The sequence below is a fragment of the Pedobacter terrae genome, assembly GCF_036946585.1.
Taxonomy (GTDB): domain Bacteria; phylum Bacteroidota; class Bacteroidia; order Sphingobacteriales; family Sphingobacteriaceae; genus Pedobacter; species Pedobacter terrae_C.
Map to the genome: position 1 here is coordinate 17,128 of NZ_JAQIIV010000017.1, position 15,795 is coordinate 32,922.

Annotated in this window: 16 protein-coding genes; 6 read left to right on the top strand and 10 right to left on the bottom strand. The window is 37.9% G+C overall.

Going from position 1 to position 15,795, the window contains the following annotated elements; translation table 11 throughout:
• Positions 1 to 88 precede the first annotated feature (88 nt).
• Positions 89 to 2,728 carry an alanine--tRNA ligase gene (gene alaS, locus PGN18_RS18170; protein WP_335321015.1) on the top strand — a complete coding sequence of 880 codons (2,640 nt, stop codon included), beginning with the start codon at positions 89 to 91 and terminating at the stop codon, positions 2,726 to 2,728.
• Between the two features lie 77 nt (positions 2,729 to 2,805).
• Here the strand turns inward: alaS and PGN18_RS18175 are convergent, their stop codons facing one another.
• The 6 genes from PGN18_RS18175 to pdxH all read right to left on the bottom strand — a co-directional run bounded on the left by PGN18_RS18175 (position 2,806) and on the right by pdxH (position 7,093).
• Positions 2,806 to 3,318: a hypothetical protein gene (locus PGN18_RS18175; RefSeq protein ID WP_335321016.1), complete on the bottom strand. Its 513-nt coding sequence runs from the start codon at positions 3,316 to 3,318 to the stop codon at positions 2,806 to 2,808.
• A 113-nt stretch (positions 3,319 to 3,431) separates the two neighbouring features.
• Positions 3,432 to 3,623, bottom strand: a complete 192-nt coding sequence (locus tag PGN18_RS18180) for a hypothetical protein (protein WP_335321017.1) — start codon at positions 3,621 to 3,623, stop codon at positions 3,432 to 3,434.
• On the bottom strand, positions 3,620 to 3,922 hold the full coding sequence (locus tag PGN18_RS18185; protein ID WP_335321018.1) for a hypothetical protein: 303 nt from the start codon (positions 3,920 to 3,922) through the stop codon (positions 3,620 to 3,622). The genes PGN18_RS18180 and PGN18_RS18185 overlap by 4 nt, the downstream gene beginning before the upstream one ends.
• A gap of 483 nt (positions 3,923 to 4,405) precedes the next feature.
• Positions 4,406 to 5,428 (bottom strand): Holliday junction branch migration DNA helicase RuvB, encoded by a 1,023-nt coding sequence (ruvB, locus tag PGN18_RS18190; RefSeq protein WP_335321019.1) that lies wholly within the window; start codon positions 5,426 to 5,428, stop codon positions 4,406 to 4,408.
• 23 nt (positions 5,429 to 5,451) lie between these two features.
• Positions 5,452 to 6,354, bottom strand: coding sequence for a 3-hydroxyacyl-CoA dehydrogenase family protein (locus tag PGN18_RS18195; protein ID WP_335321020.1), 903 nt, complete (start codon positions 6,352 to 6,354; stop codon positions 5,452 to 5,454).
• Between the two features lie 88 nt (positions 6,355 to 6,442).
• Positions 6,443 to 7,093, bottom strand: a complete 651-nt coding sequence (pdxH, locus tag PGN18_RS18200) for a pyridoxamine 5'-phosphate oxidase (protein ID WP_335321021.1) — start codon at positions 7,091 to 7,093, stop codon at positions 6,443 to 6,445.
• 46 nt (positions 7,094 to 7,139) lie between these two features.
• On the opposite strand from pdxH, the gene PGN18_RS18205 reads away from it, so the two are divergent.
• Positions 7,140 to 7,703 (top strand): YqgE/AlgH family protein, encoded by a 564-nt coding sequence (locus PGN18_RS18205; protein WP_335321022.1) that lies wholly within the window; start codon positions 7,140 to 7,142, stop codon positions 7,701 to 7,703.
• Between the two features lie 318 nt (positions 7,704 to 8,021).
• On the opposite strand, the gene purE is transcribed toward PGN18_RS18205, so the two are convergent.
• Together purE and PGN18_RS18215 are read right to left on the bottom strand one after the other, a co-directional pair.
• Positions 8,022 to 8,528, bottom strand: coding sequence for a 5-(carboxyamino)imidazole ribonucleotide mutase (gene purE / locus PGN18_RS18210; RefSeq protein WP_335321023.1), 507 nt, complete (start codon positions 8,526 to 8,528; stop codon positions 8,022 to 8,024).
• An 82-nt stretch (positions 8,529 to 8,610) separates the two neighbouring features.
• Positions 8,611 to 9,750, bottom strand: coding sequence for a 5-(carboxyamino)imidazole ribonucleotide synthase (locus PGN18_RS18215; RefSeq protein WP_335321024.1), 1,140 nt, complete (start codon positions 9,748 to 9,750; stop codon positions 8,611 to 8,613).
• A 54-nt stretch (positions 9,751 to 9,804) separates the two neighbouring features.
• Between PGN18_RS18215 and PGN18_RS18220 the strand changes: the two genes are divergently transcribed.
• The 3 genes from PGN18_RS18220 to PGN18_RS18230 all read left to right on the top strand — a co-directional run bounded on the left by PGN18_RS18220 (position 9,805) and on the right by PGN18_RS18230 (position 11,887).
• Complete coding sequence (locus PGN18_RS18220) at positions 9,805 to 10,995, top strand: NAD(P)/FAD-dependent oxidoreductase (RefSeq protein WP_335321025.1); 1,191 nt, start codon at positions 9,805 to 9,807, stop codon at positions 10,993 to 10,995.
• Positions 10,996 to 11,334: 339 nt separating this feature from the next.
• Complete coding sequence (locus PGN18_RS18225; RefSeq protein WP_335321026.1) at positions 11,335 to 11,577, top strand: DUF433 domain-containing protein; 243 nt, start codon at positions 11,335 to 11,337, stop codon at positions 11,575 to 11,577.
• Positions 11,561 to 11,887, top strand: a complete 327-nt coding sequence (locus PGN18_RS18230) for a DUF5615 family PIN-like protein (protein ID WP_335321027.1) — start codon at positions 11,561 to 11,563, stop codon at positions 11,885 to 11,887. The genes PGN18_RS18225 and PGN18_RS18230 overlap by 17 nt, the downstream gene beginning before the upstream one ends.
• Here PGN18_RS18230 and PGN18_RS18235 read toward each other — a convergent pair.
• Positions 11,878 to 12,567: a hypothetical protein gene (locus PGN18_RS18235; protein WP_335321028.1), complete on the bottom strand. Its 690-nt coding sequence runs from the start codon at positions 12,565 to 12,567 to the stop codon at positions 11,878 to 11,880. The two genes, PGN18_RS18230 and PGN18_RS18235, sit on opposite strands and share 10 nt — an antisense overlap.
• A gap of 271 nt (positions 12,568 to 12,838) precedes the next feature.
• Here PGN18_RS18235 and PGN18_RS18240 point away from each other — a divergent pair, with 271 nt between their 5' ends.
• Complete coding sequence (locus tag PGN18_RS18240; protein WP_335321029.1) at positions 12,839 to 15,049, top strand: B12-binding domain-containing radical SAM protein; 2,211 nt, start codon at positions 12,839 to 12,841, stop codon at positions 15,047 to 15,049.
• A 456-nt stretch (positions 15,050 to 15,505) separates the two neighbouring features.
• On the opposite strand, the gene PGN18_RS18245 is transcribed toward PGN18_RS18240, so the two are convergent.
• A complete protein-coding gene (locus PGN18_RS18245; RefSeq protein ID WP_335321030.1) occupies positions 15,506 to 15,769 on the bottom strand; it encodes a hypothetical protein in 264 nt (87 codons plus the stop codon).
• Positions 15,770 to 15,795 lie beyond the last annotated feature (26 nt).

The window sequence follows — 15,795 nt, forward strand, 5'->3', positions numbered from 1 at the left end:
ATCAATTAATTAAAGTATTCAAATGTAGCTTGATTTTTCCTTATTAACGCAATAAAATTTTAATTTTGTTCCCTCCAATAATATTGAAATGACAGCAAAAGAGATTAGACAGGCATTCCTTAGTTTTTTTGAATCGAAACAACACCATGTTGTACCCTCGGCACCGATAGTGGTTAAAAACGATCCCACTTTAATGTTTACCAACGCCGGTATGAACCAATTTAAAGATCTTTTTTTAGGGGAAGCCGCCATAAAATATTCTCGTATTGCAGATACGCAACGCTGTTTACGTGTTTCGGGTAAACATAACGATTTGGAAGAAGTTGGTATTGATACTTATCACCATACCATGTTCGAAATGTTGGGCAATTGGAGTTTTGGCGATCCTGCCCGTCCGACAGGCGGATATTTCAAAAAAGAAGCCATTGCCTGGAGTTGGGAATTGTTAACTGAAGTTTATAAGATTCCAAAAGATAAATTGTATGTTACCTATTTCGAAGGCGATGAAAAAGAGGGATTAGAGAGAGACCAGGAAGCTTATGATTTTTGGAAACATTATGTTGATGAAAGCCATATTTTACCTGGAAACAAAAAAGATAATTTTTGGGAAATGGGCGATACCGGACCATGCGGGCCATGTTCTGAAATCCACGTAGATTGCCGTACTGACGAAGAAAAAGCTTTAGTTGATGGTGCTGGCCTGGTAAATGCAGATCACCCTCAGGTAATCGAAATCTGGAATAATGTATTTATGCAATTTAACCGTTTAAAAAATGGTTCATTGCAAAGTTTACCTGCTAAACATGTTGATACCGGGATGGGTTTTGAGCGTTTGGTACGTGTTTTACAGGAAAAAACTTCTAACTACGATACAGATGTTTTCCAACCGATGATTCAATTTATTGCAGAAAAATCGGGTATTAAATATGGAGCAGACGAGAAAACTGATATTGCCATGCGTGTAATGGCCGATCATATCCGTGCCATTTCGTTTGTTATTGCAGATGGCCAACTGCCTTCTAATAATAAAGCAGGTTATGTCATCCGCAGGATTTTACGTCGGGCTGTACGTTATGCTTATACTTTCCTAAACTTTAAGGAGCCATTTTTAAATCAATTGGTGCCGCTATTGGCAGAGCAGTTTAAAGGTGTGTTCGATGAATTGATTTCGCAACAGGATTTTGTGCAGAAAGTAGTGCTTGAAGAAGAAGTTTCTTTCTTGAGAACCTTATCTATTGGCATTCAGCGTTTCGAAAAATACCAGGCTGCCAATAGTATGGTTGAAGGAGCTTTTGCTTTTGAATTGTCAGATACCTTTGGTTTCCCGATTGATTTAACCGAATTGATGGCTAGAGAAAAAGGTTGGAGTGTTGATCTGGCTGGATACGAGCAGGCATTAAAAAAGCAAAAAGATGATAGCCGTGCCGCAACAGCCATTGACACGGGAGATTGGATTATTGTGAATGAAGACGATCAAAGTGAGTTTGTGGGTTATGATGATTTGGAAATCGAAACGGAGATTTTGAAATACCGTAAGGTAAAGGCCAAGGGTAAGGAACAATATCAGATTGTGCTGCGCCAAACGCCATTTTATGCTGAAAGCGGTGGTCAGGTTGGTGATACAGGTCGTTTGGAAGACCATAGCCGCCAGTTTTGGGTGGATATTACCGATACCAAAAAAGAAAATGGGCTAACCGTTCATTTTACCGATATATTGCCCGATAATCTGGAAGGCAAATTCTGGGCGGTTGTAGATGAAGATAAACGTATTTTAACCGAAGATAACCATTCGGCTACGCACTTGTTGCACGCAGCTTTAAAACAGGTTTTAGGCAAACATGTTAACCAGAAAGGCTCGTTGGTGAATGCAGATTATCTTCGTTTTGATTTTTCTCACTTCGCTAAGGTAACCGAGGAAGAATTGGCGCAGATTGAAGTTATTGTGAACCAGAAAATCAGGCAGAATATTAAATTGAAGGAACAACGTAATGTTCCTTATCAGGATGCCATAGAAAGTGGTGTAACCGCTCTATTTGGTGAAAAATATGGTGATTTTGTCCGTATGATTACTTTCGACGATCATTTCTCTAAAGAACTTTGCGGGGGCACACACGTAAAAGCTACCGGACAGATCGGTTCTTTTAAGATCGTTTCAGAAAGTGCAGTTGCAGCCGGTGTTCGTCGTATTGAAGCCATTACCGCAGATAAAGCGGAGCAGTTTTTCTTAGATCAAAGAAAAGAATTGGGTCATTTAAAAGCCTTATTAAATGGAAGCAAAGATTTGTCAGCAGCTGTTCAGGCTTTGCTGGATGAAAATGCAAAACTGAAAAAGGAAATTGAAAAATCAACTATAGAGCGTATAAATACGTTGAAACATGACGTTGTACATCATGTAAGAGGAATTAATGGTGTTAACCTGATTGCTAAACACATTGATCTTCCGAGTGCTGAGGCCGTTAAAAACCTGGCTTTTTTGTTAAAGGATATGGTCGATAATCTTTTCCTTGTTTTTACATCAGAAATTGATGGCAAACCCGGAATAACAGTAATGTTATCTGATCAATTGGTGAAAAAAGGATTAAATGCTTCAAATATTGTTCGTGAACTGGGTAAAGAAATCCAGGGCGGTGGTGGCGGACAGCCGTTTTATGCAACAGCGGGTGGTAAAAATCCAGCAGGTTTAAAGGTCGTTTTGGAAAAAGCGGAAAGTTTTATTCCACATCAATAGCATATGAAAAACGGCGTCTTGATTTACTTTAGTGCGATTTGTTAAATAAAAAAGAGGCTTTAAGCCTCTTTTTTATTTTAATGTCTTCCATGGCCATGTTTCTCTCGATAACCTCTGGAAAACAAACTTGTATTTACCCTTTTATCATGATGCCTGTGATCAATGTGATGTGGTTTATGATGGCGCTTCGGTGCACGATATTTAATCCTATCCATACCACCACCATAGGATGAACGGTAATAGTTGTTGCGACTAACGTAGGTTGCCCTATGCGTGTGGTAATGGCGGTAAGGACTATTTCCACGCATTACAATTTTTCGGCCATGATGCAGGTCGTAACCTCTGTACCTGGCAGGTAAATACCTTGATCTAACCCAACGGTTCCCATTTAAATAAACGAACTGCCGTTGAGGAACATAATAGTAGGAGTGAACTTCCGGAAGATAATAATAATTAACATTTTGGTAGCCAGCAGGTACCCACGTTGGTTGAGGGCCAATGTTAACGTTAATATTTACCTGAGCGCTCGATTGATTAGAAGTCAAAGCCACGATACCTAAAATCGCAGAGATGATGAATAACTTTTTCATAATAATCCATTTTATTTGTGTGTGGTTCAAACAATTCAAACGCTGTGCCAAAACATCTATTGTAACAGATATATAAAAGAGGCATATTATTTACCTTCTTCTATTAAAATAGTTTAGTGTTTACCATTCCCATGACCTTTTCCATTATCGTGTTTTCCGTAAATTTTTTTTGCCTGTCCAGGAGGCATGCCATTGGGATGTCCTTTCACGCTATAATATTTACGATCTCGACTATCTCTAATCACTAACTGGCCTTTGTTATCTTTATATTTAGCATATTTTACCTTATCATTTTTGAAATTCAAATAGGGTTAGGTGAATTAATGACTACTTTGTAACCATTATACAAATCGTAATTTCGATATTTTGAAGGTAAAGAGTTCGCAAAAACCCATTGATTCCCACTTAAATATATAAATCGCTTCTGAGGAACATTGTAATAACTTTCTACGTCAGGGAGATAATAATAATCGACGTGATCATAACCGATTGGTCCCCATAAGGGTTGGGCATTGATGTTAACATTTACATTTAACTGTGCTTTTACGGGTATGCTGAAAAATGAAACCATCATTAATGCAGCAATTAATAATATTTTTTTCATAATCTATTTATTTAGTTGAATGGCTTTCCAAACCTTATGCCAACATTGGGTTTGTTATAGATTACCCCGGAAAACTTTAGAAATTGTTTTCAAGCTTAAGGCTTAAAAACAGGAGTGAAAATTCCTAAGCATATTAATTCATGACATTTGATCGTGCAGGAAGGACAACATGTTGCGGAACATTATGCTTTTTGAGGAGATATTTTGCCATTCTATTTCGATCAGCTTAATAACGATCTGATGGAAAACTAATGATTGATATCGGTCCATTAAGATTAGCTTCGCTGGACACTTTGCCATTCCAGCCTTAGATGAGAATAACAATTCACTATATCTTAATGTATTCCTCTCAATCGAAGTGGTGAAATCCAGAAATCTGTCTAAAAGATTTTTCCTCACCTGTACGGGCAGAGCGCTGTCCACACAGGCGGGCATTCCGTTGCACTACAATCAAAAGGAAGATGTTACGGGAACTAATGTTGATTAAAATAATTTCCCGGTTTGACCTGGAAAACTTTTCTTTAAATGTTTGTATGCAGCTTCGGTAACTTCTCGTCCACGAGATGTACGCATAATATAGCCTTCCTGAATTAGAAACGGCTCATAAACTTCTTCAATAGTACCTTCATCTTCTCCAACGGCTGTAGCAATGGTCTTTAAGCCCACGGGTCCGCCCTTAAATTTATCGATAATGGTAACTAAAATCCGGTTGTCCATTTCATCTAAACCGTGTTCATCTACATTCAACGCATCTAATGCATAACGGGCTATCTCGGGATCTATGCTTCCATTGCCTTTAATCTGTGCAAAATCTCTTGTTCTCCGTAATAATGCATTGGCAATACGGGGCGTACCACGACTACGACGGGCAATTTCATATGCACCTTCATCGCTGATCGGCGTTTTTAGTATTTCTGAAGAGCGTAATACAATCGTTGTGAGTAATTTAGCATCATAATAAGCCAAACGGGCGTTAATTCCGAAACGAGCTCTTAAAGGCGCTGTTAATAGGCCAGAGCGTGTAGTAGCCCCAACCAATGTAAATGGATTAAGCGAGATTTGTACCGAACGGGCATTAGGGCCGGTCTCAAGCATAATATCGATTTTGAAATCTTCCATTGCCGAGTATAAATACTCTTCAACCAAAGGTGATAAGCGATGGATTTCATCAATAAAAAGAATATCTCCTTCATCCAAACCGGTTAACAAACCCGCCAAATCTCCAGGCTTATCCAATACCGGACCAGATGTTACTTTAATACCCGTAGCCATTTCATTGGCAATAATATGAGAAAGTGTGGTTTTACCTAATCCAGGGGGGCCATGCAAAAGTACGTGATCTAAAGCTTCACCGCGTAGTTTTGCTGCCTGAACAAAAATTTTCAGGTTTTCCATCACTTTTTCCTGTCCTGTAAAATCTTCAAAAGCCTGCGGCCTTAAAACCCTCTCAATATCGCGATCGGTAGGCGTTAGGTGGTTTGCTTCAGGGTCCAGATGCTCATTCATACCGCAAATATAAAATTAAAATGCTAAAAAAATTGGGATTTTTGAAATTTATCAGCAACGACAATATCCTTGGAACCTGCAGTGTACTTATAAAATCCTTCACCCGTTTTAGCACCTTTTTTGCCTGCAGCCACCATGTTAACCAGTAAAGGACAAGGTGCATATTTAGGGTTACCAAAACCATCGTGTAATACTTTTAATATGGCCAGGCAAACATCCAGACCGATAAAATCAGCCAACTGTAAAGGTCCCATTGGATGTGCCATACCCAATTTCATTACCGTATCAATTTCGTGAACGCCAGCCACACCTTCGTACAGTGTATAGATGGCCTCGTTAATCATCGGCATTAAAATTCGGTTGGCTACAAAACCAGGATAGTCATTAACCTCAACAGGAACCTTTTCCAGGCGTTGCGATAGCTCCATAATGGTGTTGGTAGTTTCATCACTTGTGGCATAGCCCCTTATCACCTCTACCAACTTCATCACCGGTACAGGATTCATAAAGTGCATTCCGATTACCTGACTACCTCTACCAGTCACTGCAGCAATTTGTGTAATGGAAATGGAAGAAGTGTTGGAAGCCAGAATTGCATGTGCAGGCGCATGCTCGTTTAGGTCCTTAAAAATCTTCAATTTTAAATCTACATTTTCCGTAGCTGCTTCCACAATTAAATCAGCACTTTGAACACCGTCTTTTATTGAATTATGAGTGGTGATATTATTTAAGGATGTTGTTTTTTGCTCTTCTGTTAAGGTTCCTTTGGCAACCTGTCTGTCCAAATTTTTGGTGATGGTGTGTATGGCTTTATCCAAGGCAGCTTGGTTGATGTCAATCAGGTTAACCTTATAATTAAATTTTGCAAAAGTATGGGCAATGCCATTTCCCATGGTTCCCGATCCTATAACTGCGATTTGTTTCATCCTGTTAGATCAAAAAGAAATTACTTATAAATGATTAGTTAAAATAGATTTGTTGTAAAGCTCAATTTATCGAGTTGGATGAACAACATTAAGGTGCCAACCTGGTTTTTGTCCAGCTTCCTTTTAACAGTTCAAAGTTTATCCTATCGTGCAACCTACTTCTTCTGCCTTGCCAAAACTCTATTCTTGTTGGTTTTACTAAATAACCACCCCAATGCGCTGGTTTGGCTACACCTTTATCGGCACTTTTAGCTTTAAGTTCTTCAACTTTCTCTTCCAAAAATCTCCTGTTTGGGATAATCTGGCTTTGTGGTGAAACTACGGCACCAATCTGGCTGGCAATCGGTCTGGTATTAAAATAGGCTTCCGAAGTTTCCTTATCCAGTTTTTCTACGGTTCCTTCAATTCTTACCTGTCTTTCCAATTCAGGCCAGAAAAACACTAAAGCTGCATTCGGATTGCGTTTTAATTCTTTTCCTTTGGCACTTAGATAATTGGTGAAAAACCTGAAGCCATCTTGATCAACACCTTTAAGTAAAACAATGCGGGCATCCGGACGACCTGCTTTATCTGCGGTGGCAAGAGTCATTACATTGGGTTCGTATATCTGCGCGTCAACAGCATGTTGAAACCATTTTTGAAACTGGACAATCGGATCTGGATCAACGTCAGATTCGTCAAGCGAAGCGCTTTTGTAATCTTGGCGCAGGTTTTGTAGAAATTCATTTGTAACTTGCATTTAACAAAAATAGGCATCTTTTACGGTGTAACAAATGATTATCATCATGCTAAACAATATAAAACCAAAAACCGGCCGCTTGCTTATCTCTGAACCCTTTATGGCCGATCCCAATTTTAAAAGATCTGTTGTGTTATTAACGGAACATGGAGAGGATGGAACTGTGGGTTATATTCTTAATCAGATAGGAAATCTGGTATTGAACGATGTAATACCAGATTTATGGGATGCTAAAAATTATATTTATTTCGGCGGTCCGGTTGCGGCAGATACCTTACACTTTATCCACAGGTGTTATGATAAGTTACAAAGTGGAGAACCCATCGGCAATGGTTTATACTGGGGCGGAAATTTTGAAACCCTTAAAATCCTCATCAATACAAATGCGATAAAAGAGGATGAGGTGAAATTCTTTCTGGGTTATTCGGGCTGGGATCAGAATCAGCTCGATCATGAAATACAGCAGAACGCCTGGATGGTAAGTGATACGTTTAACCCTGATCTGATTTTTAGTCATGATGATGAAAAACTTTGGCGGGATGTAATTGTAAACCTGGGCCCAAAGTATGCGCACATTAGTAATTTTCCGGTTGATCCGAGTTTAAATTAGTTTAGTTTTAGTTGGCAAATGGCAGTTTTTCGAAAATAATATTAAAATAAAACGGGCGATGTAAATTTATTTCCATTGCCCTTTTACATTTACGCAGGAATAACATCATCTCTTTATCTGTATGTTTTTGAGGGATTTTCTTAGAATGTTTAGACTTAGATCCGTCATCCTGAATTCATTTCAGGGTCTATCATATTAGTAAGATGCTGAAATAGATTCAGCATGAAGACGGCGCTGAGAAGCTGAACTAAAAAGGATATTTTAAACAAATATTTAATCGAATTCAGTTTACGATTAAACAGACTAAAAACTCCCGACTTATGACTCCAGACTATCAGCGCTTTCCTCCACTTTTTTTCTCAACTCATCCTTATAAGCCTGCATTTTAACAGTTAAGGATTCGTCAGCGGTAGCTAGAATCTGCGAGGCCAATAAACCTGCATTTTTAGCCGCGTTTAAAGCTACTGTGGCTACCGGAATGCCATTCGGCATTTGTAAAATAGATAAAATACTATCCCAACCGTCTATCGAGTTTGATGATTTAACCGGAACACCGATTACCGGTAAAGTAGTGATCGAAGCCACCATTCCAGGTAAATGCGCCGCGCCGCCCGCACCCGCAATAACTACTTTTAAGCCACGGCCCTGTGCTTCTTTAGCGTAATTGAACATGCGCTCTGGCGTTCTGTGCGCAGAAACTACGGTAATTTCGTAGTTTATTCCAAATTCTTTTAATACATCGGCAGCATCCTGCATCACAGGCAAATCTGATTTGCTACCCATTATAATCCCAACTAAGGCCGAATTTGAATTTACTTGACTCATATTTATTTTATTTCTAATTATTTTCTTTTAAAATTGTATTTCCACCTCGCTATTAGTTCCCCACTTCAGGGGGCTTTTGGGCTTATGCAATTACCTTTAATGTTTTTTGTACGAACCTCGCTTTTTCAATTGCCTTTTCCCTGTCTATATCAACAATGGTTACATGCCCCATCTTACGGAAAGGTTTAGTGTACTTTTTGCCATATAGGTGAACATAAACACCATCAATGGCGAGTACTTTTTCGAGATTTTCATATTGGGCTACACCCTCAAAGCCTTTTTCACCAAGAAGATTAATCATAATGGCATTGGTTATGCTGCTGGTATCACCCAATGGCAAATTATAAATAGAGCGCAAATGCTGTTCGAACTGAGAAACATAATTGCCCTCAATGGTTTGATGACCGCTATTGTGTGGGCGGGGAGCAACCTCATTCACCAATAATTCACCATCTTTACATACAAACATTTCTACCGCTAATATACCGGTAATATTCATGGCAGAAGCGATGTTTTTAGCGATGTTTTCTGCTTTTTGTTGTAAACTTTCTGCAAAAGTAGAAGGCGAAATCAGAAACTCAACCAAATTGGCTTCCGGATTAAATTCCATTTCAACCATTGGAAAGGTTTTTACATCGCCATTGGCATTACGTGCCACAATTACAGCGACTTCTTTTTCAAAATTTACCAGTTTTTCAACAATGCAAGGTGCATCGAAGGCTTTATCCAGATCGGCTGCACTATTGATTTTCATTACACCTTTGCCGTCATAACCATCTTTCCGAAGTTTTAAAATGTATGGAAAAGGAATATTACAGTTTTCCATATCTTCCTTTGTATTTACAATCTGGAAAGGAGAGGTTGGAATGTCGTTTTCTTTAAAAAACTGTTTTTGTACACCTTTATCCTGGATTAAACGGATTACTCTTGATTGCGGAAATACCTTTTTGCCTTCTTTCTCAAGTTGCTCAAGAGCATCAATATTTACTTTTTCAATTTCAATGGTGATGATATCAGCTTTCTTACCAAAATTATAAACCGTATCGAAATCGGTAATGGAACCATTTTCGAAGTAATTGGAGATGTGTTTACATGGAGCATCAGGATCCGGGTCTAAAACTAATGTAGTTACATTGTAGTTAATGGCTTGTTGAATGAGCATCCTGCCCAGTTGTCCGCCACCTAAAATACCTAATTTTAATTCGCTAATCTGTTTTGCCATGCGCTTGAAAATAATGCTACTTTTGTGCAAAAGTAACCATAATAAATTTTATTGATGAATGCAGATGCAATAATTATTGGTGCAGGCGCCTGTGGATTGATGTGTGCGGTGCAGGCAGGCTATCTGGGGAAGAAAGTAATTGTGCTGGAAAAGAACGAGAAGCCTGGCGCCAAAATCTTGATTTCAGGAGGTGGCCGTTGTAATTATACCAACCAATATGCATCAGCAGAGCAGTTTATATCTGCCAATCCCCATTTTATAAAATCGGCTTTTAACCAATGGACGGTTGACGATACCATCAGTTTTTTTGAAACTTACGGTATTGAAGGCAAGGAAAAAACTTTGGGGCAATTATTTCCTGACCATAAAAATGCCAAGGATGTGGTACAGGTTTTTACTTCCATTTGCAATGATTTTGGACAGGAAATTCGGTGTAATGTTGAAATAAAAGATATTGAAATATTACCTGAAGGTTTTAAAATAAGTTATGATAAAAGCGGAAAACTCACTGTTTTGACAGCCGAAAAACTGGTGATTGCCACAGGGGGCTTGCCCATCCCAAAAATGGGTGCTACCGATTTTGCTTTACGTATTGCCAGGAAGAATAACCTTAGGATTATCGAAACTGCACCGGCCCTGGTTCCCTTAACCATTACCGGGAAGGACGAAGAGTGGTTTGCACAACTTTCGGGTAATACTGTTTTTTGCGAAGTGAGCAATGAGAAAATTTCTTTTCAGGAAAATATTCTTTTTACCCATTGGGGATTGAGCGGTCCGGCTATTTTGCAAATATCTTCTTTTTGGAGAAGGGGGGGGACGGTTAATATAGATTTACTACCACATCAAGATATCGTTTCGTTATTGGATGCAGAAAGAAAAACAAACGGGAAAACCTTACTATCTACACTGTTAAACCGAATGTATACCAGGAAATTTACCGATGCATTGGGCAAGTTTTTACCGCTAAATAAGCCGGTCGCGGCGCTAACAAAATCGGATATTGATTTAATTGAACAGACAATCCATCATTTTAAAGTAAAACCCGCTGGCGATAAAGGGTATGATAAGGCCGAGGTGATGCGTGGCGGAATTGATACGAACGAAATTTCTTCCAAAACTTTGGAATGTAAAAAGATCCCCAATCTGTTTTTTGGCGGCGAGTGTTTGGATGTTACGGGTTGGCTGGGTGGCTATAATTTCCAATGGGCCTGGGCCAGTGGTTTTGTGATTGCACAGAATTTATAACATCCGTCACCCTGAATTTATTTCAGGGTCTATCTAAACCTTTCATTTTTAAACTGTGTAAGCCTCAATAATACCGATGAAACCTGATAGCTTTTTAAGTAGCCCTATTTGTATGCCTTTACGTGATTAAAGTGCTTAAGTTTTTCAATAATGAGCGGTCGCAATACTTCGGTTACTGCAACCCTGCAATTCCTATAAGTCCTCACTAAAGCTTCAGGCTTTTCGTTCTATCAGAATTATTTAATAAAAACATCGACATTTGGTAAAAACAAAAAATTAAGATAGATATGTTAATAATCTTTAGATTATGCCACTACAATTTAGTAAATTTGATACATTATGGAATCATTAAAAAATATCATTTCAGCTAATACTGATGTTTTAGGCGGTTTGCCTGTTTTTACAGGTACAAGGGTGCCTGTTGAAACCTTATTTTTTCATATAGAAAAAGGCATTACCATTGATGAATTTTTAGAAGACTTTCCAAGTGTGTCTAAGATACAAGTGGTCAACGTATTAGAAGTTGCAAATAAGTTGTTAACTTCTGATCATATAGATAAAATATATGAAATTGCTTCTTGATGAAAATCTTCCCAAAAGATTAAAAGAACATTTTGCTGGGCATGAAATTTATACAGTTAGGGATATGGGATGGAATGGTGTTAAAAATGGTGAATTGCTTAAACTAATGATCGCTGATGATTTTCATATACTGATCACATTTGATAAAAATTTACAGTTTCAGCAAAATTTCGAAAAATATACACTACCGATCATTGTTCTAAATGCATTAGACAATACCTATTTAACGCTAAAAGAATTTGTTCCGCAGATTTTATCGTTGCTAAAATCAGATCTAAAAGCTGGCGCTAATATTATCAACTACAAATAAACGTTAGGCATAATTTCCCATGCCCACGGTTTCCTAAAGGTTTTAAATGTTCTAAGCCCTGAAAAATATAAAACTTCACTTGTTTTATGGTTTGCAATATCCCTTTTGTGCAAATTGCCAATAGTTGTAAATAATTCCCTGGTTTTAAAATCAAAAACCCTTTCGGTCATATCGCCAGTATTTTGATTAAAGTAAAGATTGATGGCACTGGTTAGAAACCAGTCTTTATTTTCAAATTTAAAGGTGTAACCTAATTCCCAGCGCCATTCAGAACCACCCTGAAAACGGAGATAAAGTTGTTGGTCTTTAATGACTATCTGTTGTAGAGGATCTCCCAACTTTCCACCTTCTTTCGAACGCAGGATGAAATCGTTATTTTGAGTAGATAGGTGAAAAACTCCCTTTAATTTATCTTTAAAAAATATGGCCAATACCCTTGGTTTTTGCGTTTCCTTTATAATGTCGGTGTTATTATCGCCATATACCCTTGTTTCATCAATTGGCCGATTGTATTCAAAAACCACTGCCAAATCCTCTGAAGCATCGTTATTTAAATCGCCATATGCCTGGTCGATAATGGTCCAGTCTGGCGGGGTAAGCTGTTCAACAGAAGAACCTAGTGTTTTAATTTTGGGGAAAACAAATGTTTTTTGGGCAAAACTAACTTGTGCACAGAGCATGATAATGTAAAAACAAAAAACTTTCATTCAGGCAGAAAAGGTATTGATACAAGGATAGAACGTCTGGATTGATATTTTAGTTTAATTGGATCATGTCGACTACTTATAATGATAATCCCATAGCCATCGAACTAATTTCGCGCGAAATCATCTTTCGATATCTACCAGATACTGTATGGTTAGTACTTTACCCTCGAAAAAGACCCTGAAATGAATTCAGGGTGACGGCACTAATTGAAAAATCCCTTACTTTTGCAGAAAAAAAATCCTTTTGAAAACCGAAATATTTGCCATTACGCCCCCGTTTACCCAACTGAATACCCCATATCCGGCAACTGCGTATATAAAAGGTTTTCTGAATACCAAAGGCATAGGCACTACACAAGCCGATTTAGGTATTGAAGTGATTTTGGAACTTTTTTCTAAAAAGGGATTACAGGATTTATTTGATCACAATGAATGGATTGTAGACGATCAAAAACAGATAAGCGATAACGCCAAGCGAATCTTTGCTTTACAGATCGAATATCTGAAAACCATTGATGCGGTAATCGCCTTTCTACAAGGGAAAAATCCAACCCTTGCCTTGCAGATCTGTAGTGACGATTTTTTGCCCCAGGCTTCCCGTTTTTCACAGATGGAAGAATTAGACTGGGCTTTTGGTGCCATGGGTACACAGGATAAAGCAAAACATTTGGCCACACTTTACCTCGAAGATATATCTGATTACATTGTTGAGTGTATTGATGAAAATTTTGGATTTAGTCGCTATGCTGAACGTTTAGGTAGAAGTGCCAATTCTTTTGATGAGTTGTATAATGCCTTATCAAAAGAACCTACTTATATAGATCAAATCCTGATTTCGGTTTTAAAAGATAAAATTGAAAAAGTTCAACCAAAATTATTCCTGATTTCTGTTCCTTTCCCAGGCAATTTATACAGTGCTTTTCGTTGTGCGCAATGGATAAAAGCAAATTACCCTGAAATAAAAATTTCAATGGGTGGCGGTTTCCCCAATACCGAATTAAGATCTTTGTCAGATGTACGTGTTTTTGAATTTTTCGATTACATCACGCTGGACGACGGTGAACTTCCGATTGAATTGTTGTATCATAATATCATGCATCCTTTTCCTGCAGAGGCCCATTTTTATAAAAGAACCTTTCTGCTCGAAAAGGACAAAGTGGTTTACCGAAATGATGCGTTTAGAAATGATTACAAACAGGCAGATGTAGGTACGCCAGATTATACCGATCTTCTTTTGGATAAATACATTTCTGTAATTGAAATTGTTAACCCCATGCATCGCATGTGGAGCGATGGGCGTTGGAACAAACTCACAATGGCACATGGCTGTTATTGGGGCAAATGTACCTTTTGTGATATTTCGCTGGATTATATTAAAGTTTATGAACCTGTTGCAGCCAGGTTAATTGTTGACCGCATAGAGGATTTGTATGCTAAAACCGGACAGAATGGTTTTCATTTTGTTGATGAAGCTGCACCACCGGCACTGATGCGAGAAGTAGCACTTGAAATTATCAGAAGAAAACTAGCAGTTACCTGGTGGACTAACATCAGGTTCGAGAAAAGTTTTACGCTGGATTTATGTTTGTTGTTGAAGGCATCAGGTTGTATTGCAGTTTCAGGCGGATTGGAAGTTGCTTCAGATCGTTTGTTAAAGTTAATTGATAAAGGGGTAACGGTTGAACAGGTAGCAAAGGTTACGCGTAACTTTACCCAAGCGGGCATTATGGTACATGCTTATTTGATGTACGGCTATCCTACGCAAACGGTACAAGAAACAATTGATAGTTTAGAGATGGTACGCCAACTGTTTGAAGCTGGCATATTGCAATCTGGCTTTTGGCATCAATTTGCCATGACAGCGCATAGCCCTGTAGGGATGTATCCCGAGAAATTTGGTATAGTTAGAGATACCGAAGTGATCGGAACTTTTGCGAATAACGATATCAATTATACCGATAAAACCGGGATAGATCACAATAAATTCAGTTATGGTTTAAAAAAATCGCTTTTCAATTTTATGCATGGAATCTGTTTTGATTACGAACTGCAGGATTGGTTCGATTTTAAAATCCCCAAGACCAAAATTCCTGCTGATTTTATTGAAAAGGCGTTAACCGACAATAATCAATTTCACACTAAACCAACTGCAAAAGTAGTATGGATAGGAGGAAAGCCCACTTCAGCGTATTTTACCAAATCGAAAAAGGGAAATACCTGGGAAATGGCCTCAATTACGTTTCACGATAAAAAGGAAACTTTTACCATTCAAACCAATAAACAAGAAGGTGAATGGTTAAATGACATTTTAAGTAAAATTTCGATCTCGAACGAAAGAGTATATACTTTCCAGGAGATTAAAACGGATTTTGAAACGGAATTGGAGAATTTCGAACTTTTCTGGTATTCGAAACCGATTAATACTTTGAGGGAATACGGTTTACTAATATTATAAACCTGAATTTAATTAATAGTTCAGCCTTAAATGACTCCTGTAAGATATTTTCAATTCAGAGTCGTCCTCTTAAATTCATTTCAGGGTCTTTCATGCTAACAGATGCTGACTACGCAATAGCTACAAGATAATTGAAAACGCTACTTCTACCTGTAAAATAAATTCAGCATGGCGAATAGATCGAAATTAATCGCTTTTACAACACTATTTTAAGTAAATAATTATCGAATTCAGTTTATAAGGTACTGATCAAAAGAATCTGTTTCTTTACTCGATTCGTCAACCCCTGAACTTGATTCAGGGTCTATTTGGAGTGAACATACAGCTTCAAATTTAAGGGATTGATTAATTGTAGTTTTAAATATTACTTTAAAAAGATTCTTCACTGCGTTAAGAATGACAAGAATGGAAATTTGGATAAAGGCAATGAGTTGTATAAAACTTACGCATACATAGTTACATCTTCATTTTAAAGTGCGTTAGGAAGTAAATGATGCAAATAAGCACAATCGAATTTAAGATGAGAAGCAGCCATGAAATAGCCGATTTTCTATCTTTCATTACTGCTATAAAGGCAGTGATGTAGGCCATCGCGATCAATGCTAAAAACAAGTTTACAGTTTGGATACCCAAGATATCATATCCGCTATAGGAGAAAGCCGCTATACTTAAGATTAAGAATATAACTGATGCTGTAATGTAGAACTTGTTAGGTTTCATATATGTATTTAAAGAGAGTTATTAAC